We start from the raw sequence: 26,102 nt of genomic DNA, 5'->3' as shown, positions 1-26,102 counted from the left end.
GACAATTGCGGCGAATCGTCGCGTTTTTCCGGGTTTTGACCCCAAGGTTCAGTCGACAAACGGCCTGAGAACGACACAAAAAGCTGTTATAAAGTTGCGCGCAAACCCATAAGAGCCACGCCTAATGCGACCATTTTTCAAGACATGGCTAACCATTTGCCTATTAATGCCACTGGCCGCCCACGCCACCAATCGTGAGCAACGACTTCCGAACGTTAACGGTTTTACCCCTAAAGTCCACAGCACCCCAAGCACTGCCAAATCGGTAAAGCCGACCGTCAGCCGCCCGACTCAACTGAGCAAGGCCCACGGTAAAACAGCCCCAGGCCTGATGGCAGTCAACACCAAGCAAAGCAGCAACGTCCTCAGCCGCGCTGTAAATGTGCTCGGTACGCCTTATCGTTGGGGCGGCAGCAGCCCAAGTAAAGGGTTCGACTGCAGCGGCCTGGTGAAATATGCGTTTAACGACGTCGCCGCCGTGGACTTGCCACGCACCTCCAATGCCATGGCCGCTGGCCACGGGCAGAAGGTTGACCGCAAGGATCTGAAACCCGGCGACCTATTGTTCTTCAAACTCAAGAGCCGCCAGGTGAACCACGTTGCCATCTACCTGGGCAACGACCGCTTCATTCACGCACCGCGTCGTGGCAAGTCGGTAAGCATCGACACCCTGAAAAAACCGTTCTGGGACAAGAACTACGTGATTGCCAAGCGGGTTCTGCCCAAAGAGCAGAACAGCTTGCGGGTAGTGCAGCGCTGATCCAAAGCTGAAACGCCGTAAATGTGGGGGGTTTGCTCCCGATGGCAGTGAGTCAGCTACAAATAAGCTGACTGATCCACCGCTATCGGGAGCAAGTCGAATCGTCGCACCGCCCCTCCCACATTTGATTTTTGTCGTTCACAAACCCTCAGATATCCCCAGGCACCCGCGCTTTCTCTCGCGCCTCTTCACGGCTGATCACTCCCTCCGTGACCAGCGCCTTCAAACTCATATCCAGCGTTTTCATCCCCAGCGCCCCGCCCGTCTGGATCGCCGAGACCATCTGCGCCACCTTGTCCTCGCGGATCAGGTTACGAATGGCTGGTGTGCCCAGCATGATTTCATGGGCCGCCACGCGCCCGCCGCCGAGCCTCTTCACCAGTACCTGGGACACCACGGCTTGCAGCGACTCCGACAGCATCGAACGCACCATGGCTTTTTCACCTGCAGGGAACACATCCACCAGGCGGTCTACGGTCTTTGCCGCCGAGGTGGTGTGCAAGGTGCCGAACACCAAGTGCCCGGTCTCTGCCGCCGTCAACGCCAGGCGAATGGTTTCCAGGTCGCGCAACTCGCCCACCAGGATCACATCCGGGTCTTCGCGCAGTGCCGAGCGCAGCGCTGCCGCAAAGCTGTGCGTATCACGGTGTACCTGGCGTTGATTGATCAGCGCGGTTTTCGGCCTGTGGATAAATTCGATGGGGTCTTCCAACGTGAGGATGTGCTGGCGACGGTGCTGGTTGAGATGATCGATCATCGCCGCCAGGGTGGTGGACTTGCCGGAGCCGGTAGGCCCGGTCACCAGTACCAGGCCGCGCGGCAACCGGGCGATACGCTGGAATACATCGCCCAAGCCCAGGTTCTCCAAACTCTGGACCTCGGCCGGGATGGCGCGAAACACTGCGCCCATGCCGCGATCCTGCTGGAACACGTTTGCCCGGAACCGCGCCACGCCGGGCAGCTCGAAGGAAAAATCCGTTTCAAGAGATGTTTCGAAATCGTTTTGTTGGTGCTCGTTGAGCAAAGGGCTTAACAAGTCCGCAACTTGCCGGGATGAAAGCACCGGCCAATCCAGGGGCCAAACCTCGCCATCGATTCTCAGCATGGGCACCAGGCCAGCCGACAGATGCAGGTCGGAGGCGCCCCGGCGCACCCCAACCGTAAGCAATTCAGTGATATCCATAGGGCTTTCCATTTCCAGTAGAATGCCGCGGACTCCATATCCACGGGCGCATCTTGAATGTCGACGATAGCAGACAATATCGGCCAGGTTAGCGGGCGCATCCGCGCCGCGGCCGAGGCCGTGCAACGTGACGCAAACAGCATCCACCTGCTGGCCGTGAGCAAGACCAAACCCGCGCCAGCTGTGCGCGAAGCCTATGCCGCCGGGCTGCGCGACTTCGGCGAGAACTATCTGCAGGAAGCCTTGGGTAAACAGGCCGAATTGACCGACCTGCCCTTGAGTTGGCACTTCATCGGCCCCATTCAATCGAATAAGACTCGCGCCATCGCCGAGAACTTCGACTGGGTGCATTCCGTGGACCGCCTCAAAATTGCCCAACGCCTGTCCGAACAACGCCCGGCCGAGCTGCCGCCGCTGAACATTTGCATTCAGGTCAACGTGAGTGGCGAAGCCAGCAAGTCCGGCTGCACGCCCGCCGACCTGCCGGCCCTGGCCAACGCGATCAGCGCCCTGCCGCACTTGAAGCTGCGCGGTTTGATGGCGATTCCCGAGCCGACAGAAGATCGGGCCGAGCAAGATGCGGCGTTCGCCACCGTGCGCGACCTGCAAGCCCGTTTGAACCTGCCGCTCGACACACTTTCCATGGGCATGAGCCACGACCTTGAGTCGGCTATCGCCCAGGGTGCCACCTGGGTGCGGATCGGTACCGCCCTGTTTGGTGCCCGCGACTACGGCCAGCCATGAAATGGCTGACTTCCCTCTGAGTAAGGACCTGTCATGAGCAACACGCGTATTGCCTTTATCGGCGCCGGAAACATGGCGGCCAGCCTGATCGGCGGCCTGCGGGCCAAGGGCCTGGACTCCACGCAGATCCGCGCCAGCGATCCGGGTGAAGAGACCCGCGCCCGCATCAGCACCGAACATGGCATCAACACCTTCGCCGACAATGCCGAGGCCATCCAGGGCGTCGACGTGATCGTGCTGGCGGTCAAGCCGCAGGCCATGAAGGCCGTGTGCGAGAGCCTGCGCCCGAGCCTGCAGCCGCACCAACTGGTGGTGTCCATTGCCGCCGGCATCACCTGCGCCAGCATGAACAATTGGCTCGGCGCCCAGCCGATCGTGCGCTGCATGCCCAATACCCCGGCGCTGCTGCGCCAGGGTGTAAGCGGCCTGTACGCCACCGCCCAAGTGAGCGCCGAACAGCGTGAGCAGGCCCAGGAGTTGCTGTCCGCCGTGGGCATTGCCCTGTGGCTGGAACAGGAGCAGCAACTGGACGCGGTCACCGCCGTGTCCGGCAGCGGCCCGGCCTATTTCTTCCTGCTGATCGAGGCCATGACCGCCGCCGGCGTGAAGCTGGGGCTCTCCAAGGAAGTTGCCGAGCAACTGGCCGAGCAAACCGCCCTGGGCGCGGCGAAGATGGCCGTCACAAGCGATGTGGACGCGGCCGAGTTGCGCCGTCGCGTAACGTCACCGGGCGGCACCACGCAAGCTGCGATCGAATCGTTCCAGGCCGGGGGCTTTGAAGCCCTGGTAGAAAAAGCACTGGGTGCCGCGGCGCATCGTTCGGCCGAAATGGCCGAGCAGCTGGGCAAATAGTCGTCTCCCTACGAAGGAATACATGATGCTTGGACTCAATGACGCCCTGATCTTCATCATCCAGACCTTGGGCAGCCTGTACCTGCTGATCGTGCTGATGCGTTTTATCCTGCAACTGGTGCGGGCGAACTTCTACAACCCGCTGTGCCAGTTCGTGGTGAAAGCCACCCAGCCGCTGCTCAAGCCACTGCGCCGCATAGTGCCGAGCATGTTCGGCCTGGACATGTCGTCGCTGGTGCTGGCACTGCTGCTGCAGATCCTGCTGTTTGTGGTGGTCTTGATGCTAAATGGCTACCAGGCCTTCACGGTGCTGCTGTTGCCGTGGGCGCTGATCGGTATCTTCTCGCTGTTTTTGAAGATCATCTTCTGGTCGATGATCATCAGCGTGATCCTCTCCTGGGTCGCACCCGGCAGCCGCAGCCCTGGGGCAGAACTGGTGTACCAGATCACCGAGCCGGTGCTGGCGCCGTTCCGTCGCCTGATCCCCAACCTGGGCGGCCTGGATATCTCGCCGATCTTCGCGTTTATCGCGATCCAACTGATCCAGAGCTGGGTGATTCCGCGCCTGGCATTCTATGCGTTCATGCCTAAAGAGCTGTTTGGCTTGATCTGACACGCGGAACAAATGTGGGAGCAAGTCGCGCACCGCGCTCCCACATTTTGCTCCGTGCGGGCCTTTGCTTGCCGCTGGGGTTCCCGCTCTTTAGACTTACGCCTCATTTAAACGAGAGCAGGGTCGATGCCAGCTGCCTTCCCCCCGATTCTGTTGGACTGGTCGTGCCGCAAGTGGCGCACTTCAGCGAACCCCTGGCCTTGGCCTGCGGTCGCTCGCTGCCAGCCTACGACCTGATCTATGAAACCTACGGCCAATTGAATGCCACGGCGAGCAACGCCGTGCTGATCTGCCACGCCCTGTCCGGCCATCACCACGCCGCCGGTTTCCACTCTGCCGACGAGCGCAAGCCCGGCTGGTGGGACAGCTGCATCGGCCCCGGCAAGCCCATCGATACCACCAAGTTCTTTGTGGTCAGCCTGAACAACCTCGGCGGTTGCAACGGTTCCACCGGCCCCAGCAGCCTCAACCCGGAAACCGGCAAGCCATTCGGCGCCGACTTCCCCGTGCTCACCGTGGAAGACTGGGTGCACAGCCAGGCGCGCCTGGCCGACCTGCTCGGCATCAACCAGTGGGCGGCGGTGATCGGCGGCAGCCTGGGCGGCATGCAGGCATTGCAATGGACCATCACTTACCCGGATCGAGTGCGCCACTGCCTGGCCATCGCCTCGGCCCCCAAGTTGTCGGCACAGAACATCGCCTTCAACGAAGTGGCGCGCCAGGCAATCCTTACCGACCCCGAGTTCCACGGCGGCTCGTTCCAGGAAGCGGGTGTGATCCCCAAGCGCGGCTTGATGCTGGCGCGGATGGTCGGGCATATCACTTACCTGTCCGACGATTCCATGGGCGAGAAATTCGGCCGTGGCCTCAAGAGCGAGAAGCTCAACTACGACTTCCACAGCGTCGAATTCCAGGTGGAAAGCTACCTGCGCTATCAGGGCGAGGAGTTTTCCGGGCGTTTCGATGCCAATACCTACCTGCTGATGACCAAGGCCCTGGACTATTTCGACCCGGCTGCCAATCACGACGATGACCTGGCGAAAACCTTCGAGCACGCCACAGCCAAGTTCTGCGTGATGTCATTCACCACCGACTGGCGCTTCTCACCGGCGCGCTCGCGTGAGCTGGTGGATGCCCTGATGGCCGCCAAGAAAGACGTCTGCTACCTGGAGATCGACGCACCGCAAGGCCACGACGCCTTCCTGATTCCGATCCCACGCTACCTGCAGGCGTTCAGTAACTACATGAACCGTATTTCGCTTGTGAGAACGCCATGAGAGCCGACCTGGACATCATCCAAGACTGGATCCCCGCCGGCAGCCGCGTGCTCGACCTGGGCTGCGGCGACGGCGAACTGCTGAGCTGGCTGCGCGACCACAAGCAAGTCACCGGCTACGGCCTGGAAAACGATCCGGACAACATCGCCCAGTGCGTGGCCAAGGGCATCAACGTCATTGAGCAGGACCTGGACAAGGGCCTCGGCAACTTTGCCAGCAACAGCTTCGACATCGTGGTGATGACCCAGGCCCTGCAAGCGGTGCATTACCCGGACCGGATCCTCGACGAAATGCTGCGCGTAGGCCGCCAGTGCATCATCACCTTCCCCAATTTCGGGCACTGGCGCTGCCGCTGGTACCTGGCCACCAAGGGCCGCATGCCGGTATCGGATTTCCTGCCCTACACCTGGTACAACACGCCGAACATCCACTTCTGCACCTTTGAAGACTTCGAAGCGCTATGTGGCGAGCGTGAAGCCAAGGTGATCAACCGCCTGGCCGTCGATCAACAGCATCGCCACGGCTGGGCGAGTAAGCTATGGCCCAACCTGTTGGGCGAAATCGGTATCTACCGGGTCAGCAGCCCTGGCCTGACCGACCACAAGATTGCCGTCTAATCATTTCAAGAGGGACGCTCATGAGTCGTCTGGCTATTTTTCTACTGACTGCGTGCCTGGGCGCCAACGCCATGGCTGCGGACACTATCGACGCGAATCGCAAGAAAGACTTCGGTGACATCACGGTTCACTACAACACCTTTACCTCAAGCTTCCTGCCGCCAGAGACTGCCCAGAAAATCGGCGTGGTGCGCAGCAAGGAAAAGGGCTTGATCAATGTGACCGTGATCAAGGGCGTGACCCCAGTCGCCGCGCAGGTGACCGGGACCATCAAGGACTTGGGTGGTAAAAGCGAGATCCTGACGTTCAAGCAAATCGAAGAGAAAGGCGGGATCAGCTACCTGGCGCCCTACTCCGTGACGCAGCGCGAATACAAGACGTTCACCATCAACGTCGAAACCGGTGGCAAAGCCCACGGTTTCCAATTCAACCAAGAACTGTTCCCGGCCAACTGATGACGCTCACACAACTCGTACTGGCCAGCCACAACGCCGGCAAACTCAAAGAACTGCAGGCCATGCTCGGCGAGTCCGTGCAACTGCGCTCAATTGGCGAGTTCAGCCAGGTGGAGCCCGAAGAGACCGGCCTGTCGTTTGTCGAGAACGCCATCCTCAAGGCCCGCAATGCCGCGCGCATTTCTGGCCTGCCGGCGTTGGCGGATGACTCTGGCCTGGCCGTGGACTTCCTCGGCGGCGCCCCTGGCATCTACTCGGCCCGTTACGCCGACGGCAAAGGCGATGCCGCCAACAACGCCAAGCTGCTCGACGCTCTCAAGGACGTGCCGGACGTGATGCGCGGCGCGCAGTTCGTCTGTGTGCTGGCCTTGGTGCGCCATGCGGACGACCCACTGCCGATCCTTTGCGAAGGTTTGTGGCACGGGCGCATCCTGCATGCGGCCAGTGGCGAGCATGGTTTTGGCTATGACCCGCTGTTCTGGGTGCCGGAGCGCAATGTCTCCAGCGCCGAACTGAGCCCGGCCGACAAGAACCAGATCAGCCACCGCGCCCGTGCAATGGATCTGCTGCGCCAACGCCTGGGCCTGAAATGACCCACGACACTCCGGCGCTGGCGCTGATCCATGGCGGCGCGCAACCACCTCGGGCGGCCTTGCCGGTACTGCCGCCCCTGGCGCTGTATATCCACATCCCGTGGTGCGTGCGCAAATGCCCCTATTGCGACTTCAACTCCCATACCGCAAGCGCAGTGCTTCCGGAAGAAGAGTACGTAGACGCCTTGCTGGCTGACCTGGACCAGGACCTGCACGCCGTTTACGGGCGGGAGCTGAGCTCGATCTTCTTTGGTGGCGGCACGCCCAGCCTGTTCAGCGCAGCGGCACTGGGCCGCCTGCTCGAGGGCGTGGAAGCGCGCATCCCGTTTGCCGGCGATATCGAAATTACCCTGGAAGCCAACCCCGGCACCTTCGAACAAGAAAAGTTCGTGGCGTATCGCAAACTGGGGATCAATCGCCTGTCCATCGGCATCCAGAGCTTCCAACAGGCAAAACTCGAGGCGCTGGGCCGCATCCACAACGGCGATGAGGCCGTTCGCGCCGCCGGCATGGCGCGCCAGGCCGGGTTCGATAACTTCAACCTGGACCTGATGCACGGCTTGCCCGACCAGTCCCTCGACGACGCCCTGAGCGACCTGCGCCAGGCCATCGCACTCAAGCCCACACATTTGTCGTGGTACCAGTTGACCCTGGAACCCAACACCGTGTTCTGGAACCAGCCGCCCGCGCTGCCGGAAGACGACACCCTGTGGGACATTCAGGAAGCTGGCCAGGCACTGCTGGCCGAGCACGGTTACGCCCAATACGAAGTGTCTGCCTACGCCCAACCGGGCCGCCCGGCACGGCACAACCTGAATTACTGGAGCTTCGGCGACTTTATCGGCATCGGCGCCGGCGCCCATGGCAAGCTCAGCCATCCGGACGGGCGTATCGTGCGCACCTGGAAAACCCGCGCACCAAAGGACTACCTCAACCCGGCCAAAAGCTTCCAGGCCGGTGCGAAGGAACTGACCAACGACGAGCTGCCCTTCGAGTTCCTGATGAACGCGCTGCGCCTCACCGACGGCGTCGACGCCAGGCTTTATGCCGAACGTACCGGCCTCGACCTGGCCAGCCTTGACGAGGCGCGTCGCGAGGCAGAACAAAGTGGCTTAATGCAGGTCGAACCGTCACGCCTGGCGGCCACCGACCGCGGGCAACTCTTTCTCAATGACCTGCTGCAGAAGTTTTTGAGCTGACGCTCTTAAGGAAATCGAATGGATTTGGTACTCGACCTGCTCGCCACCGTATCCCGCTGGAGCCGTAGCAACCTGTCGGAAATCTCCCTGGCCCTCGTCGGCTGCTTGCTGGTGCTGTTCGGCGCCGACATCAAGGGCTGGGTCGAAGCGCGCCTGGGCAGCATCGCCGGCGCCCTGCGCGTGCCGCTGATGGCCCTGCTATGCATGATCGGCAGCGGTGCCGCGCTGATCTACGCCACGCCGTGGATTGTGCGAGGGTTGAGCCAGTTCAACAACTACAGCCTGGCGCCGGTGCTGGTGGTGGTGCTGGTGTTGATTGGGGTAGTGGCTGACCGCCGCTGATCTCAAACCCAACACATAACAAATGTGGGAGGGGGCTTGCCCCCTCCCACATTTGATTGCATTACAAGTCAGTGGCGAGTTAAGCCAACTTCTCGAACTTCAAATCCCAAACCCCATGCCCCAATCGCTCACCGCGACGCTCGAACTTGGTGATTGGACGCTCAGCCGGGCGCGGCACGCATTTGCCGTCCTCTGCCAGGTTGCGGTAGCCAGGGGCGACGTTCATCACTTCCAGCATGTATTCGGCATACGGCTCCCAGTCGGTGGCCATGTGCAGAATGCCGCCCACTTTCAGCTTGCTGCGCACCAGTTCGGCGAAGGACGCCTGGACGATGCGGCGCTTGTGATGACGGGCTTTGTGCCAAGGGTCGGGGAAGAACAGCATCAGACGATCGAGGCTGTTGTCGGCGATGCAGCGGTTGAGCACTTCGATCGCGTCGCAGTCGTAAACCCGTAGGTTGGTCAGGCCCTGGGTCAGCACGCCGTTGAGCAAAGCACCGACACCCGGACGGTGTACTTCCACGCCGATGAAGTCCTGGTCCGGCGCGGCGGCGGCCATTTCCAGCAGGGAATGGCCCATGCCGAAGCCGATTTCCAGGGAACGCGGGGCCGAACGGCCGAACACCTGGTCGTAATCCACCGGCGCGTCGGCAAGCGGCAATACGAACAGCGGCGTGCCTTGCTCCAGGCCTTTTTGCTGGCCTTCGGTCATGCGACCGGCGCGCATCACAAAGCTCTTGATGCGACGGTGCTTGGACTCGTCGCCTGCTTCCAGGGTGTTCGGCGTTTCGTTTGATTCAGTCATCAATGGCTCTTACTTGATCAGACCATCCAGCGGCGAAGAGGCGCTGGCGTAGAGTTTTTTCGGCATGCGCCCGGCGAGGTAGGCCAGGCGGCCCGCGACGATGGCGTGGTTCATGGCTTGCGCCATCATGATCGGTTGCTGGGCATGAGCGATGGCCGAGTTCATCAGCACCGCGTCGCAGCCCAGTTCCATGGCGATGGTCGCGTCGGAGGCAGTGCCCACGCCCGCATCCACCAGCACCGGGATCTTGGCTTCTTCGAGGATGATTTGCAGGTTGTAAGGGTTGCAGATACCCAGGCCGGAGCCGATCAGACCGGCCAGCGGCATCACTGCGATGCAGCCGATTTCGGCCAGTTGACGTGCAATGATGGGGTCATCGCTGGTATAGACCATCACGTCAAAGCCTTCCTTGACCAGGGTCTCGGCGGCCTTGAGGGTTTCGATCACGTTGGGAAACAGGGTTTTCTGGTCGGCCAGCACTTCCAGCTTCACCAGGTTATGACCGTCGAGCAGCTCGCGGGCCAGGCGGCAGGTGCGCACGGCTTCGATGGCGTCGTAGCAACCGGCGGTGTTCGGCAAAAAGGTGTAGCGGTCCGGTGACAGCACTTCGAGCAGGTTCGGCTCGCCCTCGATCTGGCCGAGGTTGGTGCGACGCACGGCGAAGGTGACGATTTCGGCGCCCGAGGCTTCGATGGCCAGGCGGGTCTCTTCCATGTCGCGGTACTTGCCGGTGCCGACCAGCAAACGGGACTGGTAGGTACGACCGGCCAGGACGAAAGGCTTGTCGCTACGAACGATGCTCATGGGAAATCCTCGTAATGGGGTGAGGTTCTGCAGAATCCGGGGAGGCGACTAGCCGCCGCCAATGGCATGGACCACTTCGACCTGATCGTTTTCTTTCAGCGCGGTCTCGGCGTGCTGGCTACGCGGGACGATATCCAGGTTGAGCTCCACTGCGACGCGACGCCCGGTCAGGTCCAGGCGGGTCAGCAGGGCCGCAACGGTTTCACCGTCGGGCAGTTCAAAGGGTTCGCCGTTCAACTGAATGCGCATGCCACGGGCCGCCATCGTTTTTAGGGGCCAGCATTCTAGCCCGATTGGGGCATGAAGGTCAGCTCCAAGCGTCAAGCGGTCACAGCTGCAAGCGCCAAGCGGCCAGCCCCAACAGCAACCAGCCGAGCAGGAAGGCCAGACCGCCGAACGGCGTGATGATGCCGAGTTTGCTGATGCCGGTCAGGGTCAGCACGTACAGGCTGCCGGAGAACAGCAGGATGCCGACCACGAACGCGATGCCCGCCCAGGTCACCAGGCGGCCCGGCAGGTGCGCCGCCAGCAACGCAACGCCGAACAGGGCCAGGGTGTGCACCAGTTGGTACGTCACGCCGGTGTGGAAGATTGCCAGGTATTCGGCGCTCAGGCGGTTTTTCAGGCCGTGGGCGGCGAAGGCGCCGAGGGCCACACCGGTGAAGCCGAAAAAGGCAGCCAGCATCAGAAAGCTACGCAGCATGAGGAACTCCAGTCAGACTCATCGGGCAGGGTCTGTATAATGGCCCGCTCAACGGGTTCGGCCAAGCCATCTCTATGCTGCGTCTCCTCTTCAAACGCTGTCTCAACGTCATGAAATGGTTTGCCATTGGCAGTGTCTTGCTGGTGCTGCTGTTGCGTGTCGTCCCGCCACCGTTCACTGCGCTGATGGTGGAACGCAAGGTCGAATCCTGGTTCGACGGTGAGCCTATCGACCTGCAACGCACCTGGGTGCCGTGGGACGAGATTTCCGATGACCTCAAAGTCGCGGTGATGGCCGGTGAAGACCAGCGCTTCCCGCAGCACTGGGGCTTCGATTTCGGCGCGATCCAGGCGGCGATCCTGCACAACGAGCGTGGCGGATCGATTCGCGGCGCCAGTACGTTGAGCCAACAGGTGTCGAAAAACCTGTTCCTATGGGCCGGTCGCAGTTATTTGCGCAAAGGCCTGGAGGCGTGGTTCACCGGACTGATCGAGGTGTTGTGGCCCAAGCAGCGGATTCTTGAGGTGTACCTCAACAGCGTGGAATGGGATGAAGGGGTGTTTGGTGCCGAAGCGGCGGCGCGGCACCATTTTGGGGTGAGTGCCAAGGGGCTGTCGCGGCAGCAAGCCAGTTACCTGGCGGCGGTATTGCCTAATCCGCGGGTGTGGAGCGCCAGCCATCCAACGGCGTACGTGGCACGGCGCGCGGCGTGGATTCGCCAGCAGATGAGCCAGTTAGGTGGGGACGGCTATCTCGCGGAACTGAACAACGCTCGCAAAGCACCCTGGTCCGACTGACACGACACAAAACAAATGTGGGAGGGGGCTTGCTCCCGATTGCAGTAGGTCAGCCACGTGGATGTGGACTGACACTCTGCTATCGGGAGCAAGCTCCCTCCCACCGTTTGATCGTGTCGCCCGTTAAGCGGCGATCGACAGTTTCAACTTGTTCATCGCGCTTTTCTCAAGCTGACGAATCCGCTCGGCCGACACGTTGTACTTCTGGGCCAGGTCGTGCAGCGTGGCTTTTTCTTCCGCCAGCCAGCGCTGGTAGAGGATGTCACGGCTGCGATCGTCCAGCACTTCCAGGGCTTCGTGCAGGTTGTGGTTGGAGTTGTCGCTCCAGTCGGCGTCTTCCAGTTGACGCGCCGGGTCGTACCGGTGGTCTTCCAGGTAGTTGGCCGGCGATTGGAAGGCGCTGTCGTCGTCCGCTTCGGCAGCCGGGTCGAAGGCCATGTCATGGCCGGTCAGGCGGCTTTCCATCTCGCGCACTTCGCGAGGCTCCACACCGAGGCTTTCAGCCACGCGATGGACTTCCTCGTTGTTCAGCCACGCCAGGCGTTTCTTCTGGCTGCGCAGGTTGAAGAACAATTTGCGCTGGGCCTTGGTGGTCGCGACTTTCACAATGCGCCAGTTGCGCAGGATGAACTCGTGGATTTCCGCCTTGATCCAGTGCACGGCGAACGACACCAGGCGCACACCCATTTCAGGGTTGAAGCGCTTTACCGCCTTCATCAGGCCAACGTTGCCTTCCTGGATCAGGTCAGCCTGGGCCAGGCCGTAGCCGCTGTAGCTACGGGCGATATGTACGACAAAACGCAGGTGGGCGAGCACCATCTGCCGAGCCGCCCCCAAATCCTGCTCATAGTAGAGACTCTCGGCCAGTTCACGCTCCTGCTCGGGCGTCAGCAAGGGAATGCTGTTGACCGTGTGCACATAGGCCTCAAGGTTCGCACCCGGGACCAAGGCATAAGCAGGTTGCAAAGAAGTGGTCATACGAAAAAACCTCCGACTCACATAACTCGTGCAGTTCAGCACTGCGAAAATTGACCTGGGAACCGTAGGACAAGTTCCCTAAACCGCTGATACGGCCAATACAAACGAAACCACATTAATCTGACATTAACTACTTCGGCGCCAGCTCGCGTAAATGCCGCGCCACCGCGATCCACGCACCGATATACCCCAACAAGACCGCGCCAAGCAAGAGACTCAGACCATCGGCCACCGGCACGCCGGCCAGGGCAAAATCGCTGCCGTACAAGCCAGCAAGCCCGACAACCGCGTCATTCAGCCAGTTCAGGCCAAATGCCAGCACTCCCCAGGACAAAATCCCAGCACCGAAGCCATATAGCGCGCCCATGTACAGAAAAGGCCGACGCACATAGCTGTCCGTGCCGCCGACCAGTTTAATCACTTCTATCTCGGTGCGACGGTTTTCAATATGAAGACGAATGGTATTACCTATCACCAAAAGTAATGCAGACACCAACAACACCGTCAGGCCGAACACAAAACGGTCACCCAGCTTGAGGATCGCGGCCAGGCGCTCTACCCAGACTAGATCAAGTTGCGCCTGTTGCACCTTGGGCAGCTCTGCGAGTTTTTGTCGCAGGGCTTCCAGGGCCGGTTTGTCGACTTCATTCGGCGTCACCAGCACCACGCCCGGCAGCGGGTTCTGCGGCAGCTCCTTGAGCGCCTCGCCCAGGCCGGACTGTTGCTGGAACTCTTCAAGCGCCTGATCGCGGCTGACGTACTCGGCATCCGCCACGCCGGGCATGTTCTTGATGTCGTCGCGCAACGCTTCGCCCTGCTGCGTGCTGGCGTCCAGGTTCAGGTACAGCGAAATCTGCGCCGCACGCTGCCAGGAGCCGCCCAGGCGTTCCACATTATTGAGCAACAGCGACAAGCCCATCGGTAGGCTCAAGGCCACAGCCATCACCAGGCAGGTGAAAAAGCTACCGATTGGCTGTTTGCCCAGGCGGCGCAGGCTGTCGATCAGGCTGGCGCGATGGCTTTCGATCCAGGCGCGCAGCAGGGTGCTGAAGTCCGGGCCGTCATCGTCGTCGTGTTTTTTCTTTTTCGGTTGCGGGTCGGCCGGCTTGGGCGCCACGCGTTCGGATACTTTAGGGCTGCGTGTGGCACTCATACGCCGGCCTCCCCGTCACCGATCAGGCGACCGCGTTGCAGGGTCAGCATGCGGTGGCGCATACGTGCGATCAGCGCCAGGTCGTGACTGGCGATGAGTACGCTGGTGCCCAGGCGGTTGATGTCTTCGAACACCCCCATGATCTCGGCCGCCAGGCGCGGGTCGAGGTTACCGGTGGGCTCGTCGGCCAGCAGCAAGGCCGGGCGGTGGACAATGGCGCGGGCAATGCCGACGCGCTGTTGCTGGCCCGTGGACAGATCGCCAGGGTAGAGGTCGGTCTTGTCCGACAGCGCCACGCGCTCCAGGGCCGAATCCACGCGCTTGATGATTTCGGCCTTGGACAACCCCAGGATCTGCAACGGCAACGCAACGTTGTTGAAGACGGTGCGATCGAACAGCAACTGGTGGTTCTGGAACACCACGCCGATCTGACGGCGCAGGAACGGAATCTGCGCATTGCTGATGGTGGCCAGGTCTTGGCCTGCCAGCAGCAGTTTGCCAGTGGTGGGGCGTTCCATGGCCAGCAGCAGGCGCAACAGGGTACTTTTGCCGGCGCCGGAATGGCCGGTCACAAACAAGAACTCGCCGCGACGCACTCGAAAGCTCAGCTCATGCAAGCCCACATGCCCGTTGGCATAGCGTTTACCGACCTGTTCGAATCGAATCATGAACGCTCCCGCTCGGCAAACAGTGCCTGTACAAAGGGTTCGGCTTCAAAGGTGCGCAGGTCGTCGATGCCTTCACCGACGCCGATATAACGAATCGGCAACCCGAACTGTTTGGCCAGGGCAAAGATCACGCCGCCTTTGGCCGTGCCGTCGAGCTTGGTCAACGCCAGGCCGGTCAGTTGCACCGTCTGGTTGAATTGCTTGGCCTGGCTGATGGCGTTCTGGCCGGTGCCGGCGTCGAGCACCAGCAGCACTTCGTGGGGCGCGTCGGCGTCAAGCTTGCCGATCACGCGGCGCACTTTCTTCAGCTCTTCCATCAGGTTGTCTTTGGTGTGCAGGCGCCCGGCGGTGTCGGCGATCAGCACGTCGATGTTGCGCGCCTTGGCGGCTTGCACGGCATCGAAGATCACCGAAGCGGAGTCGGCACCGGTGTGCTGGGCGATCACCGGGATCTTGTTGCGCTCACCCCACACTTGCAACTGCTCGACGGCAGCGGCGCGGAAGGTGTCGCCGGCGGCCAGCATGACTTTCTTGCCTTCCAGTTGCAGCTTCTTGGCCAATTTGCCGATGGTGGTGGTCTTGCCGGCGCCGTTGACGCCCACCACCAGGATCACAAACGGTTTTTTCGGGGTGATCACCAGCGGTGCTTCAACAGGCTTGAGCATCGCAGCCAGCTCGGCCTGCAAGGATTTGTACAGTGCGTCGGCATCGGTCAACTGCTTGCGCGCAACCTTCTGCGTGAGGCTCTGGATGATCACGGCGGTGGCTTCTACACCCACGTCGGCGGTGAGCAGACGGGTTTCGATGTCTTCCAGCAGTTCGTCATCGATGGTCTTTTTGCCCAGGAACAGGCTGGCCATGCCTTCGCCAATGCTGGCGCTGGTTTTGCTCAGGCCTTGCTTGAGGCGGGCGAAGAAGCCGGTCTTGCCGGTTTCGGTTGATGTCGCGACGGGCGCAGGCTCGACGACAGCAGGTGCGGCAACCAGAGGCGCGGGGACTTCAACGACCGGCGGCGCTTGAACCACGACGTGTTCTACCGGCTCCGGTTCAATCACCGTTGGAATCGGCGGCACCACGTGCTCGGCCTGCACATCCTCAACCAGGGCGACCGGCTCTTCGGCCACCGGCAACTGCGGCCATGGCGTATGCTCGGGCTCCGGTGCGGCCTCGGCGACCGGCTGCAACACCGGCTCAGCCATCGGCAACACCACCGGCGCCGGCGCTTCGGCAACCGGTTCGGCATCGATTACGGGTTCAGGGGTCGGTTCAGCTTGAACCTGCGGCTGTTCGACGACGGTTTCCTGCGGCTTTTTGCGCAGCCATCCGAACAGGCCTTTCTTCTCGCCAGCCGCAGCTGGGGTCTTCTTGTCGTCGTTGGAACCAAACATGGAGACGGCTATCTCAAGGTAGCGACGCGCCAAGGGGCGCGTCGGTAAATAAAATACGATGCGTAACAGACTGTTTTTTAGCCAGCTCGTTCATGCGCAACATTTTGTAAGGCCTAAATAGAGCCTTAACAAGACAGCCGCAGTGGCCGTCCTTAAGTCGGACCAGTATCCTAGCACCTCCTCGCCCGCCGACGCTAAGACCAAGCGGGCAGCCCAACAGGTTTAAAAACGAATGAATGCTCTAGCCCGCCGCGCCGCAGGCCTGCTGCTCAGCACAGTTTGTCTGCCCCTTTCAGCTTTGGCCGCCGACCCACAACCCACCCATGAATTCACGCTGGACAACGGCCTCAAGGTCGTCGTCCGCGAAGATCATCGCGCCCCGGTGGTGGTTTCCCAGGTTTGGTACAAAGTCGGTTCGAGCTACGAAACCCCGGGCCAGACCGGCTTGTCCCACGCCCTGGAGCACATGATGTTCAAGGGCAGCGCCAAAGTCGGCCCCGGCGAAGCTTCGCTGATCCTGCGTGACCTGGGCGCTGAAGAAAACGCGTTCACCAGCGACGACTACACCGCCTACTACCAGGTATTGGCCCGTGATCGCCTGGGCGTGGCCTTTGAACTCGAAGCCGACCGCATGGCCAGCCTGCGCCTGCCGGCCGACGAGTTCAGCCGCGAAATCGAGGTTATTAAAGAAGAGCGCCGCCTGCGCACCGACGATAACCCGATGTCCAAGGCCTTTGAGCGCTTCAAGGCCATGGCTTTCCCGGCCAGCGGTTACCACACGCCGACCATCGGCTGGATGGCCGACCTGGACCGCATGAAAGTCGAAGAGCTGCGCCACTGGTATCAGTCCTGGTATGTGCCGAACAACGCCACCCTGGTGGTGGTCGGCGACGTGACCCCGGACGAAGTAAAAAGCCTGGCCCAGCGCTACTTCGGCCCGATCCCCAAGCGTGACGTTCCTCCGGCCAAGATCCCGATGGAGCTGGCCGAACCCGGCGAACGCCTGCTGACCCTGCATGTGCAGACCCAACTGCCCAGTGTGATCCTGGGTTTCAACGTGCCCGGCCTGGCCACTGCCGAAGACAAGCGCTCGGTGCAGGCCCTGCGCCTGATTTCAGCCCTGTTGGACGGCGGCTACAGCGCGCGCATTTCCGAACAGCTGGAACGCGGTGAAGAGTTGGTCTCCGCCGCTTCCACCAACTACGACGCCTACACCCGTGGCGACACGTTGTTCATGCTGACGGCCACCCCCAATCAACAAAAGAAAAAACCGTCGCCCAAGCCGAAGCCGGCCTGTGGCGCCTGCTGGAAGAGTTGAAGGCCAAGCCGCCGACCGCCGAAGAACTGGAGCGTATCCGCGCCCAGGTCATTGCCGGCCTGGTGTACCAGCGCGATTCGATCACCAGCCAGGCCACGGCCATCGGCTCCCTGGAAACCGTTGGCCTGTCCTGGAAGCTGATGGATTCTGAGTTGGCCGACCTGCAAAGCGTGACCCCGGAAGATATCCAGAAGGCCGCACGCACCTATTTCACCCGCGAACGTCTGAGCGTCGCCCATGTTCTGCCTGAGGAGACCGCTCATGAGTGATCGCAAAAGCAGCCGCCTGATCCTGCCCGGCCTGATCGCCGTTACATTGATCGCCGCCAGCGCCGTGTATCTCCTGCGCCCCAGCGAGTCGGTCGCCAGCCAGGCCCTGGACAAGGCGCAATCAGCCGAAAAACTGCAATCGCTGGCAGAGCTGGACGGCAAGGCGCCGACCAACCGCAAGCTCGACGTGCAAACCTGGACCACCGCCGAAGGCGCCAAGGTGCTGTTCGTCGAAGCCCATGAGCTGCCGATGTTCGACGTGCGCATCCTGTTCGCCGCTGGCAGCAGCCAGGACGGCGATGTGCCGGGCCTGGCATTGATGACCAACGCCATGCTCAACGAAGGCGTGCCGGGCAAGGATGTCAGCCAGATCGCCAGTGGCTTCGAGGGCCTGGGTGCCGACTTCGGCAATGGCGCTTACCGCGATATGGCGCTGGTGTCCCTGCGCAGCCTAAGCGCGAGCGACAAGCGCGAAGCCGCCCTGGCGCTGTTTGACCAGGTGCTCGGCCAGCCGACCTTCCCCGCCGACTCCCTGGCGCGCATCAAAAACCAGATCCTCGCCGGCTTCGAATACCAAAAGCAAAACCCCGGCAAACTGGCGAGCCTGGAGCTGTTCAAGCGCTTGTATGGCGACCATCCTTACGCGCACCCGAGCGAAGGCACGCCTGAAAGCGTGCCGAAGATTACCCAGGCGCAGCTGCACGCGTTCCATGCCAAGGCGTACGCCGCCGGCAATGCGGTGATTGCAGTGGTGGGCGACCTGACCCGCGCCGAAGCCGAGGCCATGACGGCCAAGGTCTCCGCGTCGCTGCCCAAAGGCCCGGCCCTGGCGAAAATCGCCCAGCCGACCGAACCCAAGGCAGGCCTGAGCCGTATCGAATTCCCGTCCAAGCAGACCCACCTACTGTTCGCCCAGTTGGGCATCGACCGCGCCGACCCGGACTACGCAGCCTTGTCCCTGGGCAACCAGATCCTTGGCGGCGGTGGCTTTGGCACCCGCTTGATGAGCGAGGTGCGCGAGAAGCGCGGCCTGACCTACGGCGTGTACTCAAGTTTCTCGCCGATGCAGGTGCGCGGCCCGTTCATGATCAACCTGCAAACCCGCGCCGAAATGAGTGGCGGCACCCTGCGCCTGGTCGAGGAGGTGCTGGCCGATTACCTCAAGACCGGCCCGACGCAGAAAGAACTGGATGACGCCAAGCGCGAGCTGGCCGGCAGTTTCCCGCTGTCGACCGCGAGCAACGCCGATATCGTCGGCCAGTTGGGCGTCATGGGTTTCTACAACCTGCCGCTGAGCTATCTGGAAGATTTCATGAAACAATCCCAGGCCCTGACCGTAGAGCAGGTCAAGGCTGCCTTGAACAAACACTTGAGCGCCGACAAGATGGTCATCGTGACCGCCGGCCCGACGATTGCGCAAAAGCCACTACCGCCCCCCACTGACAAACCCGCCGAGCAGCCGCTCGGGGTTCCGGAGCATTAATGGCCAGTTCATCTCGCCCGAAAAAACCTGTCCACAACGTACACAACGGTGTGGGCCAACTGCGCATCATTGGCGGTGAATGGGGCAGCCGCAAGCTGAGCTTCCCTGACGTCGTGGGCTTGCGCCCCACGCCGGATCGCGTGCGTGAAACCCTGTTCAACTGGCTCGCACCATATATCGCGGGCGCCAAGGTGCTGGACCCGTTTGCCGGCAGTGGCGCGCTGTTCCTGGAAGCGCTGTCCCGTGGTGCGGCGCAGGCCCAGGCGCTGGATGCGAGCAATGTGGCGGTGTCCAGCCTCAAGGAACACCTGGGCACCTTGCGTTGCACCAACGGCCAGGTGCAAACCGCCGACGCGCTGCGCTACCTGGAAACCCAGGCGGCCAGCGAATACGACGTGGTGTTCCTCGACCCACCGTTCAACCAGAACCTGTTGCCTACCGTGTGCACGCTGCTGGAAGAGCGCCAATGGCTGGCGCCGGATGCGTGGGTCTACACCGAAAGCGAGACCGCGCCGTCCAGCCTGGGCTTGCCGGGTGCGTGGCGCCTGCATCGGGAGCAGAAGTCCGGGCGGGTGTATTACGCGCTGTGGCATCGTTTGGTCGAGAGTGCCGAATAAGCCCAGCGAGCGGGCTGTCAGGCAAGCCGGCTGTCGTGGCGAGCTTGCTCGCCCGCCACAAAGAGATGTTCATGAACCCGTCTGACCACTTCAAACCCGCCTTCGGCCTCGGCAACCCCCACCTGCAAACCCTGTGGGGGCCGCTGTGGCGTCCCTCCACCCCTATCGAGCGTCAACGCGAACGCCTGTGGCTGGACGATGGCGACTTTCTCGACCTCGACTGGCATGGCCCCCATGACGTGCAAGCGCCGTTGGTGCTGGTGCTGCATGGGTTGACCGGTTCATCCAACTCGCCCTACGTGGCCGGCCTGCAAAAAGTCCTCGGTGCTCAAGGCTGGGCCAGCTTGGCGCTGAACTGGCGTGGCTGCTCCGGCGAGCCGAACCTATTGGCCCGCAGCTATCACTCGGGTGCCAGCGAAGACTTGGCGGCAACGATTGCCCATCTGCGCGCCAAGCGGCCGTTGGCACCGTTGTATGCCGTGGGTTATTCCCTGGGCGGTAATGTGCTGCTCAAGCATTTGGGCGAAACCGGCGAAACGTCCGGGCTGCAAGGCGCTGCGGCGGTGTCGGTACCGTTTCGCCTGGACCAGTGCGCAGACCGCATCGGGCTGGGCTTTTCGCGGGTGTATCAGAAGCACTTCATGCGCGAGATGCTGGCGTATATCCGCGTCAAGCAGCACCAGTTTCTACAGGATGGCCGGGAAGAAGGCCTGAAAACCCTGGGCGCCCTGGGCTCACTGGAGAAGATGCGCACGTTCTGGGATTTCGATGGCCGGGTGACCGCGCCGCTGCACGGCTTTTTGAGTGCCGAGGACTATTACCGCCAGGCGTCGAGCCGCTATTACCTGGGCGCCATCCGTACGCCGACGCTGATTATCCAGGCGGCGGATGATCCGTTCGTGTTTGCGCACAGCCTGCCGCAAGCCAGCGAACTGTCGGCGTGCACCGAGTTTGAACTGACGGCCAAAGGTGGGCACGTGGGCTTCGTCGATGGCTCACTGAAACGCCCCGGCTACTACCTTGAGCGGCGCATTCCCCAATGGCTTAGGGCACAACACGGTTAAACATGTGGAAGGGGCTTGCCCTCCCACATTTGGATTGGGTTTACACGGCTGAAAACTCAGTCGCCCGTAGCAATTGCCCGCGCCGGATCAGTAATCCACTCACTCCACGACCCCGCATATAACTTGCCCAACGGGTATCCCGCCAGGCTCAGGGCAAACAGGTTATGGCAGGCCGTCACCCCGGAACCGCAATACGCCACCAGGTCCTCTGGCGAGCGCCCCTGCAATTGCGCGGCAAAGCGCTGCTTGAGGTGCTCGGCCGGCAGAAAGCGGCCATCACTGCCGAGGTTTTCGTTGAACGCCGCGCATTGCGCACCGGGGATATGCCCGGCAATCGGATCGATGGGCTCCACTTCGCCGCGAAAACGCGCGGGTGCGCGCGCGTCGATCAAAGTCAGGCCCGGCTGGCCCAGGCGTTTTTGCAGGTGCTCGGCGTCCAGCAGCAGGTGATTGTCCGGCTTGCCGACAAAGCTTCCCGTCGCGATTACCGGCGCGTCCAGGCTCAATGGGAAACCAGCGCTGTGCCAGGCCTTGAGGCCACCGTCCAGAATAAACACGCCATCGCGCTTGCCCAGCCAGGCCAGCAGCCACCACGCGCGGGCGGCATAAGCGCCGGGGCCGTCGTCGTACAGCACCACATCGGTGTCGGCGCTGATACCCCAGGCCCGTAGTTGCTCGGCGAATGTGTTCGCGTCCGGCAGAGGGTGACGGCCGGTCACGCCCTTGGTCACCGGCCCGCTGAGATGGCGATCCAGGTCGGCATAGTGCGCGCCTTCGATATGCCCTTCGGCGTAGCTGCAACGACCGTAATCCGGATCTTCCAGGGCAAAGCGGCAATCAAGAATCACCAAGGCGCCGCACTCGCGGCGTTCGGCCAATTGCTGGGGGCTGATCAGTTGGGCAAGCGGCATGACGAACTCCTACGAATGCATGTGGGAAAGCGCTACTTCACTTCTTCCAGTGCCTGGTTCAACGGCACGTAAAACTCTTTGAACAGTGCATCCACCGCCTCTTTGGCCTGGGGCGTGACAAAACCCGCCTCCAACACCAACACCTGGTACACCCCGCGCTTGATGGCTTCGGCACTCAGGTGCGCGGAGTTTTCATTGGTAGTGCACAAAAACCGCACCCAGGAGGTGAGGATAATCCAGGCATTGAGGGTCAGGGCTTCGGTTTGCACGGGGTTCATATTGAGGATGCCGGCATCGACAAACCCTCGGTAAATGGCGCCCCCCTGGGTCAGGCAACGTTGGGAAAACCGCCTGTAGCCGGTGGCCAGTTCAGGGTCGCTTTCCAGCAAGTGTTCAAGATCGCGATGTAAAAAACGGTAGCGCCACATACCGGCCAGTACGGCCTGCAAGTAAAAGCGCTTGTCTTCCACGACCATACCGCGCCCCTGGGGCGGGCGTAGGAAACTGTCCACCAGCGCTTCGTATTCACGGAACAGCACGGCGATAATCGCCTGCTTGTTGGGGAAGTGGTAGTACAGGTTGCCCGGGGAAATTTCCATATGGGCGGCGATATGGTTGGTGCTGACACTGCGCTCGCCCTGCTGGTTAAAAAGCTCCAGGCTGGTTTGCACAATGCGTTCGCTGGTCTTTACTCGTGGTGCCATAGGGGAATCAGCTTCTATACACGGGATAGAGCATCTTACGGCCTATCCTTGCCAGGATAAATCTGCATGTTGCTGCAATGTTATTTGACAATTTAGAGCAATGACTCTAAAAATCCAGGCAGACCAATAACAATCGGTGCCGCGCCATGTCTGCCAACGTTGCCTACCTGCAAGATTCCCAGGCGCTGGATCAACTCCAGACCCTGTTCGACGCACAACGTCGCGCCTATGCGGCCAACCCGATGCCACCGGCCGGGCAGCGTCAGCGATGGCTCAAGGCCCTGCGTGACCTGCTCAGCAACGAGCGCCAGGCGCTGATCAACGCCATCAGCCAGGACTTCAGCCACCGCAGCGCGGATGAAACCCTGTTCGCCGAATTGATGCCCAGCCTGCACGGCATTCACTACGCCAGCAAACACCTCAAGGGCTGGATGAAACCGTCCCGCCGCTCTGTAGGCATTGCCTTCCAACCCGCGTCAGCCAAAGTCATTTATCAGCCGCTGGGCGTGGTTGGCGTGATTGTGCCGTGGAACTATCCGCTGTACCTGGCCATTGGGCCGCTGGTCGGCGCGTTGGCGGCAGGCAACCGGGTGATGCTCAAGCTCAGCGAATCCACCCCGGCCACCGGTGAGCTGCTCAAAACGCTGCTGGCGAAGATTTTCCCCGAAGACCTGGTGTGCGTGGTGCTGGGCGAGGCCGAAGTGGGCATGGCGTTTTCCAGGCTGCGCTTCGATCACCTGCTGTTCACCGGCGCCACCAGCATCGGCAAGCATGTGATGCGCGCGGCGGCCGAACATCTCACGCCGGTCACCCTGGAACTGGGCGGTAAGTCGCCCGCCATCGTCTCGGACGATGTGCCGCTCAAGGACGCCGCCGAGCGCATTGCCTTCGGCAAAGCCTTGAATGCCGGACAAACCTGCGTGGCGCCGGACTACGTGCTGGTGCCGGAAGACCGCGTCGATGGGTTTATCGAGGCCTACAGCAAAGCGGTTCGCGGGTTTTATCCGACACTGGCGGACAACCCGGACTACACCGCCATCATCAACGAGCGACAACTGGCGCGACTCAACAGTTACGTCAAGGACGCCACCGACAAAGGCGCCACCCTGATTGCGCTGTACGACCAAGGCCAGGCACGGCGCATGGCCCACAGCCTGTTGCTGAATGTCAGCGACGACATGACGGTGATGCAAGATGAAATCTTCGGCCCCGTGCTGCCGATCGTGCCCTATCGCGGTATCGACCAGGCGTTTGCCTACATCAACCAGCGCCCTCGCCCACTGGCGCTGTACTACTTCGGCTACAACAAGGGCGAGCAGAGCCGCGTCCTTCACGAAACCCATTCCGGCGGCGTCTGCCTGAACGACACGCTGCTGCACGTGGCCCAGGACGACATGCCATTCGGCGGCATCGGCCCTTCGGGCATGGGCCATTACCACGGCCACGAAGGTTTCCTGACCTTCAGCAAGGCCAAGGGTGTGCTGGTGAAACAGCGCCTGAACGCCGCCAAGTTGATCTACCCGCCCTACGGTAAATCCATCCAGAAGTTGATCCAGACGTTATTCGTTCGCTGATACCGCCACCCACGGGACAACAATAACAATGAACCCTAGCCTGACTGAAACACCCGTGCTGTCGCGGCGCGGCGTCTTGAAAATCGGCCTGTGCGCCAGCGCCTTCCTAGCCACCGCCGGGTTGGGCGCCAGCCTCAGCGGCTGCTCCAGCAGCACACCGGCCAGCGGCTTTGCCCTGCTGCGCAGTAGCGATCTGCCGTTTCTGCGCGCGGTGATCCCGGTGTTGCTGGAGGGCGTCGCCAGTGCCCAGCAAATCGCCAGCGGCGTCGAAGACACCCTGAAAAAACTCGATTTCAGCCTGCAGCACCTGTCGCCCGAGATGTTCAAGCTCACGCAGCAACTGTTCGACGTATTGAGCATGGGCATCACCCGCGGCCCTTTGACCGGCATCTGGGGCAGTTGGGAAAACGCCGACAGCGAACAGATCCGCAACTTCCTGCACCGCTGGGAGAACAGCTACCTGAACCTGCTGCGCATGGGCCAGGGCTCACTGCTCAAACTGGTGATCATGGCCTGGTACTTCCAACCGGCCGCGTGGGCCCATTGCGGCTATCCCGGCCCGCCGAAGATCTGATTCGCATCCCCCACAATAAAAACAAGAGACGACCCTGATGCCCGTACCCGATCTGTTCCGCGAAGGCCTTGCCCGTGGCTGGAAAACCCACAACGGCGCCGCCCTCGATAACGACCTGACCCTGGAAGCCGACGTGGCCATCATCGGCAGCGGCGCAGGTGGTGGCACCACCGCCGAGATCCTCAGCGCCGCCGGCTACAAGGTGCTGCTGATCGAAGAAGGCCCGCTCAAGACCAGCAGCGACTTCAAGTTGCTCGAGGACGAGGCCTACACCAGCCTGTACCAGGAGGGTATCGGCCGCATGAGCAAGGACGGCGCGATCACTATCCTGCAGGGCCGAGCCGTGGGCGGCACTACGTTGATCAACTGGACCTCCAGCTTCCGCACCCCGGACGCCACCCTCGCCCACTGGGCCAGCGAATATGCGGTCAAAGGCCACAGCAGTGCCGAGATGGCGCCGTGGTTCGAGAAGATGGAACAACGCCTGGGCATCGCGCCTTGGGCCGTGCCACCGAACGCTAACAACGACGTGATCCGCAAGGGCTGCGAGCAACTGGGCTACAGCTGGCATGTGATCCCGCGCAATGTGCGTGGCTGCTTCAACCTGGGCTATTGCGGCATGGGTTGCCCGGTCAACGCCAAGCAATCGATGCTGGTGACCACCATCCCATCCACCCTGGAAAAAGGCGGCGAGCTGCTGTACCTGGCTCGCGCCGAACGCTTGAACTACAGCGGCGACCGCATCAGCAGCCTGGAATGCCTGGCGATGGACGCGCGCTGCGTAGCCCCCACCGGGCGCAAGATTACCGTGAAGGCCAAGCACTACGTGCTGTCGGGCGGCGGCATCAACAGCCCGGCGCTGCTGATGCGCTCGGACGCACCCGACCCGCACTCGCGGCTGGGCAAGCGCACCTTTTTGCACTTGGTGAATTTTTCCGCCGCCTTGTTCGACGAGGTGATCAACCCGTTCTACGGCGCGCCACAGTCCATCTACTCCGACCATTTCCAGTGGCAGGATGGCACCACTGGCAAAATGTCCTACAAGCTTGAGGCGCCCCCCTTGCATCCGGCCTTGGCCAGCACCTTGCTGGGGGGCTACGGCACGCAAAACGCCCTGGACATGAGCCAACTGCCCAACACCCACGCCATGCTCGCGCTGCTGCGCGACGGCTTCCACCCCGACAGCCCCGGCGGCAACGTGGAACTGCGCGGCGACGGCACGCCGGTGCTCGACTATCAGGTGTCGCCCTATGCGTGGGACGGCCTGCGCCGGGCGTTTCACAGCATGGCCGAGATCCAGTTCGCGGCGGGCGCCAAGTCCGTCAAACCGCTGCACCACGATGCGCGCTACATAAAAACCTTGGCCGAAGCGCGTACCTTGATCGACGGCTTGAACCTGGAACTGCACCGCACCTGCCTGGGCAGCGCTCATGTGATGGGCGGTTGCGCCATGGGTGAAGACCCGACAAACGCGGTGGCCGACAGCCTCGGTCGTCATCACCAATTACGCAATCTATCGATCCACGATGGCTCGCTGTTCCCCACCAGTATTGGGGCCAACCCGCAATTATCGGTCTACGGATTGACCGCACAACTGGCCAGCGCATTGGCCGAACGTCTGAAAACAGCGTGAAAAAACGTTCGATTCGCGGCCTCT

Annotated in this window: 27 protein-coding genes and 2 pseudogenes; 18 read left to right on the top strand and 11 right to left on the bottom strand. The window is 61.7% G+C overall.

The window, feature by feature from the left end:
• The first annotated feature begins 124 nt into the window (after positions 1-124).
• Positions 125-760 (top strand): C40 family peptidase, encoded by a 636-nt coding sequence (locus tag AB4N98_RS14460; protein ID WP_017530969.1) that lies wholly within the window; start codon positions 125-127, stop codon positions 758-760.
• 148 nt (positions 761-908) lie between these two features.
• Here AB4N98_RS14460 and AB4N98_RS14455 read toward each other — a convergent pair whose 3' ends face one another.
• On the bottom strand, positions 909-1,943 hold the full coding sequence (locus AB4N98_RS14455; protein WP_017530968.1) for a type IV pilus twitching motility protein PilT: 1,035 nt from the start codon (positions 1,941-1,943) through the stop codon (positions 909-911).
• Between the two features lie 57 nt (positions 1,944-2,000).
• Here AB4N98_RS14455 and AB4N98_RS14450 point away from each other — a divergent pair, with 57 nt between their 5' ends.
• The 9 genes and pseudogenes from AB4N98_RS14450 (at position 2,001) to AB4N98_RS14410 (ending at position 8,635) form a co-directional block, all read left to right on the top strand.
• The gene (locus tag AB4N98_RS14450) at positions 2,001-2,687 is read left to right on the top strand and encodes a YggS family pyridoxal phosphate-dependent enzyme (RefSeq protein ID WP_017530967.1); all 687 of its coding nucleotides are present in this window, start codon (positions 2,001-2,003) and stop codon (positions 2,685-2,687) included.
• Positions 2,688-2,720: 33 nt separating this feature from the next.
• Complete coding sequence (gene proC, locus AB4N98_RS14445; RefSeq protein ID WP_065879315.1) at positions 2,721-3,539, top strand: pyrroline-5-carboxylate reductase; 819 nt, start codon at positions 2,721-2,723, stop codon at positions 3,537-3,539.
• A gap of 25 nt (positions 3,540-3,564) precedes the next feature.
• On the top strand, positions 3,565-4,152 hold the full coding sequence (locus AB4N98_RS14440; RefSeq protein ID WP_065879314.1) for a YggT family protein: 588 nt from the start codon (positions 3,565-3,567) through the stop codon (positions 4,150-4,152).
• A 126-nt stretch (positions 4,153-4,278) separates the two neighbouring features.
• A pseudogene (metX, locus tag AB4N98_RS14435) lies at positions 4,279-5,429 on the top strand (homoserine O-succinyltransferase MetX).
• Complete coding sequence (metW, locus tag AB4N98_RS14430) at positions 5,426-6,046, top strand: methionine biosynthesis protein MetW (protein ID WP_003234603.1); 621 nt, start codon at positions 5,426-5,428, stop codon at positions 6,044-6,046. Before metX ends, metW begins: the two are co-directional and overlap by 4 nt.
• Before the next feature lie 20 nt (positions 6,047-6,066).
• The gene (locus AB4N98_RS14425; protein WP_017530963.1) at positions 6,067-6,501 is read left to right on the top strand and encodes a DUF4426 domain-containing protein; all 435 of its coding nucleotides are present in this window, start codon (positions 6,067-6,069) and stop codon (positions 6,499-6,501) included.
• Positions 6,498-7,094 carry an RdgB/HAM1 family non-canonical purine NTP pyrophosphatase gene (rdgB, locus tag AB4N98_RS14420; protein ID WP_026067507.1) on the top strand — a complete coding sequence of 199 codons (597 nt, stop codon included), beginning with the start codon at positions 6,498-6,500 and terminating at the stop codon, positions 7,092-7,094. The genes AB4N98_RS14425 and rdgB overlap by 4 nt, the downstream gene beginning before the upstream one ends.
• Complete coding sequence (gene hemW, locus AB4N98_RS14415) at positions 7,091-8,293, top strand: radical SAM family heme chaperone HemW (protein ID WP_017530961.1); 1,203 nt, start codon at positions 7,091-7,093, stop codon at positions 8,291-8,293. The genes rdgB and hemW overlap by 4 nt, the downstream gene beginning before the upstream one ends.
• A gap of 18 nt (positions 8,294-8,311) precedes the next feature.
• Positions 8,312-8,635: a DUF3392 domain-containing protein gene (locus AB4N98_RS14410; protein ID WP_003176691.1), complete on the top strand. Its 324-nt coding sequence runs from the start codon at positions 8,312-8,314 to the stop codon at positions 8,633-8,635.
• A 79-nt stretch (positions 8,636-8,714) separates the two neighbouring features.
• On the opposite strand, the gene trmB is transcribed toward AB4N98_RS14410, so the two are convergent.
• The 4 genes from trmB to AB4N98_RS14390 all read right to left on the bottom strand — a co-directional run bounded on the left by trmB (position 8,715) and on the right by AB4N98_RS14390 (position 10,947).
• The gene (gene trmB / locus AB4N98_RS14405) at positions 8,715-9,440 is read right to left on the bottom strand and encodes a tRNA (guanosine(46)-N7)-methyltransferase TrmB (RefSeq protein WP_058426548.1); all 726 of its coding nucleotides are present in this window, start codon (positions 9,438-9,440) and stop codon (positions 8,715-8,717) included.
• Between the two features lie 9 nt (positions 9,441-9,449).
• Positions 9,450-10,244: a thiazole synthase gene (locus AB4N98_RS14400; protein WP_017530960.1), complete on the bottom strand. Its 795-nt coding sequence runs from the start codon at positions 10,242-10,244 to the stop codon at positions 9,450-9,452.
• A 48-nt stretch (positions 10,245-10,292) separates the two neighbouring features.
• Complete coding sequence (gene thiS, locus AB4N98_RS14395; protein ID WP_017530959.1) at positions 10,293-10,493, bottom strand: sulfur carrier protein ThiS; 201 nt, start codon at positions 10,491-10,493, stop codon at positions 10,293-10,295.
• Between the two features lie 79 nt (positions 10,494-10,572).
• The gene (locus AB4N98_RS14390; RefSeq protein WP_017530958.1) at positions 10,573-10,947 is read right to left on the bottom strand and encodes a DUF423 domain-containing protein; all 375 of its coding nucleotides are present in this window, start codon (positions 10,945-10,947) and stop codon (positions 10,573-10,575) included.
• A gap of 74 nt (positions 10,948-11,021) precedes the next feature.
• Between AB4N98_RS14390 and mtgA the strand changes: the two genes are divergently transcribed.
• Positions 11,022-11,744 (top strand): monofunctional biosynthetic peptidoglycan transglycosylase, encoded by a 723-nt coding sequence (mtgA, locus tag AB4N98_RS14385; RefSeq protein WP_017530957.1) that lies wholly within the window; start codon positions 11,022-11,024, stop codon positions 11,742-11,744.
• A gap of 123 nt (positions 11,745-11,867) precedes the next feature.
• On the opposite strand, the gene rpoH is transcribed toward mtgA, so the two are convergent.
• From rpoH to ftsY, 4 genes are all read right to left on the bottom strand, one after another.
• Positions 11,868-12,722: an RNA polymerase sigma factor RpoH gene (gene rpoH, locus AB4N98_RS14380; protein WP_003176698.1), complete on the bottom strand. Its 855-nt coding sequence runs from the start codon at positions 12,720-12,722 to the stop codon at positions 11,868-11,870.
• A 130-nt stretch (positions 12,723-12,852) separates the two neighbouring features.
• Positions 12,853-13,875, bottom strand: a complete 1,023-nt coding sequence (gene ftsX, locus AB4N98_RS14375) for a permease-like cell division protein FtsX (protein WP_017530956.1) — start codon at positions 13,873-13,875, stop codon at positions 12,853-12,855.
• Positions 13,872-14,543, bottom strand: a complete 672-nt coding sequence (ftsE, locus tag AB4N98_RS14370; RefSeq protein ID WP_003176700.1) for a cell division ATP-binding protein FtsE — start codon at positions 14,541-14,543, stop codon at positions 13,872-13,874. The genes ftsX and ftsE overlap by 4 nt, the downstream gene beginning before the upstream one ends.
• Positions 14,540-15,931, bottom strand: coding sequence for a signal recognition particle-docking protein FtsY (ftsY, locus tag AB4N98_RS14365; protein ID WP_068938096.1), 1,392 nt, complete (start codon positions 15,929-15,931; stop codon positions 14,540-14,542). The genes ftsE and ftsY overlap by 4 nt, the downstream gene beginning before the upstream one ends.
• A gap of 232 nt (positions 15,932-16,163) precedes the next feature.
• On the opposite strand from ftsY, the pseudogene AB4N98_RS14360 reads away from it, so the two are divergent.
• From AB4N98_RS14360 to AB4N98_RS14345, 4 genes and pseudogenes are all read left to right on the top strand, one after another.
• Positions 16,164-17,518, top strand: a pseudogene (locus tag AB4N98_RS14360) (M16 family metallopeptidase).
• A complete protein-coding gene (locus tag AB4N98_RS14355) occupies positions 17,511-19,001 on the top strand; it encodes a M16 family metallopeptidase (protein WP_017530953.1) in 1,491 nt (496 codons plus the stop codon). Before AB4N98_RS14360 ends, AB4N98_RS14355 begins: the two are co-directional and overlap by 8 nt.
• Positions 19,001-19,618 (top strand): 16S rRNA (guanine(966)-N(2))-methyltransferase RsmD, encoded by a 618-nt coding sequence (gene rsmD / locus AB4N98_RS14350; protein WP_017530952.1) that lies wholly within the window; start codon positions 19,001-19,003, stop codon positions 19,616-19,618. The genes AB4N98_RS14355 and rsmD overlap by 1 nt, the downstream gene beginning before the upstream one ends.
• A gap of 71 nt (positions 19,619-19,689) precedes the next feature.
• On the top strand, positions 19,690-20,682 hold the full coding sequence (locus AB4N98_RS14345; RefSeq protein ID WP_460148698.1) for a hydrolase: 993 nt from the start codon (positions 19,690-19,692) through the stop codon (positions 20,680-20,682).
• Positions 20,683-20,738: 56 nt separating this feature from the next.
• Here AB4N98_RS14345 and AB4N98_RS14340 read toward each other — a convergent pair whose 3' ends face one another.
• Both AB4N98_RS14340 and AB4N98_RS14335 read right to left on the bottom strand, forming a co-directional pair.
• Positions 20,739-21,593 (bottom strand): sulfurtransferase, encoded by an 855-nt coding sequence (locus AB4N98_RS14340; RefSeq protein WP_017530950.1) that lies wholly within the window; start codon positions 21,591-21,593, stop codon positions 20,739-20,741.
• Between the two features lie 32 nt (positions 21,594-21,625).
• Positions 21,626-22,297, bottom strand: coding sequence for a TetR/AcrR family transcriptional regulator (locus AB4N98_RS14335; RefSeq protein ID WP_017530949.1), 672 nt, complete (start codon positions 22,295-22,297; stop codon positions 21,626-21,628).
• Positions 22,298-22,443: 146 nt separating this feature from the next.
• Between AB4N98_RS14335 and AB4N98_RS14330 the strand changes: the two genes are divergently transcribed.
• The 3 genes from AB4N98_RS14330 to AB4N98_RS14320 are packed head-to-tail and all read left to right on the top strand — an operon-like array spanning position 22,444 to position 26,078.
• Positions 22,444-23,871 (top strand): coniferyl aldehyde dehydrogenase, encoded by a 1,428-nt coding sequence (locus tag AB4N98_RS14330; RefSeq protein ID WP_460148696.1) that lies wholly within the window; start codon positions 22,444-22,446, stop codon positions 23,869-23,871.
• Between the two features lie 28 nt (positions 23,872-23,899).
• Positions 23,900-24,445: a hypothetical protein gene (locus tag AB4N98_RS14325; RefSeq protein WP_017530947.1), complete on the top strand. Its 546-nt coding sequence runs from the start codon at positions 23,900-23,902 to the stop codon at positions 24,443-24,445.
• A gap of 37 nt (positions 24,446-24,482) precedes the next feature.
• Positions 24,483-26,078 carry a GMC family oxidoreductase gene (locus AB4N98_RS14320; RefSeq protein ID WP_065879310.1) on the top strand — a complete coding sequence of 532 codons (1,596 nt, stop codon included), beginning with the start codon at positions 24,483-24,485 and terminating at the stop codon, positions 26,076-26,078.
• The last annotated feature ends 24 nt before the right edge of the window (positions 26,079-26,102 follow it).

The sequence above is a fragment of the Pseudomonas sp. S3_E10 genome, from assembly GCF_054667615.1.
The sequence above is the reverse complement of the archived record's forward strand: the minus strand, read 5'-3'. Positions and strand labels throughout refer to the sequence as shown.

Excerpts from the sequence above, each read along its gene's own strand:
- AB4N98_RS14325 (WP_017530947.1), top strand. The coding sequence starts at position 23,900 with ATGAACCCTAGCCTGACTGAAACACCCGTGCTGTCGCGGCGCGGCGTC.
- hemW (WP_017530961.1), top strand. The coding sequence starts at position 7,091 with ATGACCCACGACACTCCGGCGCTGGCGCTGATCCATGGCGGCGCGCAA.
- rsmD (WP_017530952.1), top strand. The coding sequence starts at position 19,001 with ATGGCCAGTTCATCTCGCCCGAAAAAACCTGTCCACAACGTACACAAC.
- AB4N98_RS14450 (WP_017530967.1), top strand. The coding sequence starts at position 2,001 with ATGTCGACGATAGCAGACAATATCGGCCAGGTTAGCGGGCGCATCCGC.
- ftsE (WP_003176700.1), bottom strand. The coding sequence starts at position 14,543 with ATGATTCGATTCGAACAGGTCGGTAAACGCTATGCCAACGGGCATGTG.
- thiS (WP_017530959.1), bottom strand. The coding sequence starts at position 10,493 with ATGCGCATTCAGTTGAACGGCGAACCCTTTGAACTGCCCGACGGTGAA.
- mtgA (WP_017530957.1), top strand. The coding sequence starts at position 11,022 with ATGCTGCGTCTCCTCTTCAAACGCTGTCTCAACGTCATGAAATGGTTT.
- AB4N98_RS14330 (WP_460148696.1), top strand. The coding sequence starts at position 22,444 with ATGTCTGCCAACGTTGCCTACCTGCAAGATTCCCAGGCGCTGGATCAA.
- AB4N98_RS14345 (WP_460148698.1), top strand. The coding sequence starts at position 19,690 with ATGAACCCGTCTGACCACTTCAAACCCGCCTTCGGCCTCGGCAACCCC.
- AB4N98_RS14440 (WP_065879314.1), top strand. The coding sequence starts at position 3,565 with ATGCTTGGACTCAATGACGCCCTGATCTTCATCATCCAGACCTTGGGC.
- AB4N98_RS14400 (WP_017530960.1), bottom strand. The coding sequence starts at position 10,244 with ATGAGCATCGTTCGTAGCGACAAGCCTTTCGTCCTGGCCGGTCGTACC.
- trmB (WP_058426548.1), bottom strand. The coding sequence starts at position 9,440 with ATGACTGAATCAAACGAAACGCCGAACACCCTGGAAGCAGGCGACGAG.
- AB4N98_RS14410 (WP_003176691.1), top strand. The coding sequence starts at position 8,312 with ATGGATTTGGTACTCGACCTGCTCGCCACCGTATCCCGCTGGAGCCGT.
- AB4N98_RS14340 (WP_017530950.1), bottom strand. The coding sequence starts at position 21,593 with ATGCCGCTTGCCCAACTGATCAGCCCCCAGCAATTGGCCGAACGCCGC.
- rpoH (WP_003176698.1), bottom strand. The coding sequence starts at position 12,722 with ATGACCACTTCTTTGCAACCTGCTTATGCCTTGGTCCCGGGTGCGAAC.
- proC (WP_065879315.1), top strand. The coding sequence starts at position 2,721 with ATGAGCAACACGCGTATTGCCTTTATCGGCGCCGGAAACATGGCGGCC.
- ftsX (WP_017530956.1), bottom strand. The coding sequence starts at position 13,875 with ATGAGTGCCACACGCAGCCCTAAAGTATCCGAACGCGTGGCGCCCAAG.
- AB4N98_RS14355 (WP_017530953.1), top strand. The coding sequence starts at position 17,511 with ATGAGTGATCGCAAAAGCAGCCGCCTGATCCTGCCCGGCCTGATCGCC.
- AB4N98_RS14460 (WP_017530969.1), top strand. The coding sequence starts at position 125 with ATGCGACCATTTTTCAAGACATGGCTAACCATTTGCCTATTAATGCCA.
- metW (WP_003234603.1), top strand. The coding sequence starts at position 5,426 with ATGAGAGCCGACCTGGACATCATCCAAGACTGGATCCCCGCCGGCAGC.
- AB4N98_RS14390 (WP_017530958.1), bottom strand. The coding sequence starts at position 10,947 with ATGCTGCGTAGCTTTCTGATGCTGGCTGCCTTTTTCGGCTTCACCGGT.
- ftsY (WP_068938096.1), bottom strand. The coding sequence starts at position 15,931 with ATGTTTGGTTCCAACGACGACAAGAAGACCCCAGCTGCGGCTGGCGAG.
- AB4N98_RS14335 (WP_017530949.1), bottom strand. The coding sequence starts at position 22,297 with ATGGCACCACGAGTAAAGACCAGCGAACGCATTGTGCAAACCAGCCTG.
- AB4N98_RS14320 (WP_065879310.1), top strand. The coding sequence starts at position 24,483 with ATGCCCGTACCCGATCTGTTCCGCGAAGGCCTTGCCCGTGGCTGGAAA.
- AB4N98_RS14455 (WP_017530968.1), bottom strand. The coding sequence starts at position 1,943 with ATGGATATCACTGAATTGCTTACGGTTGGGGTGCGCCGGGGCGCCTCC.
- AB4N98_RS14425 (WP_017530963.1), top strand. The coding sequence starts at position 6,067 with ATGAGTCGTCTGGCTATTTTTCTACTGACTGCGTGCCTGGGCGCCAAC.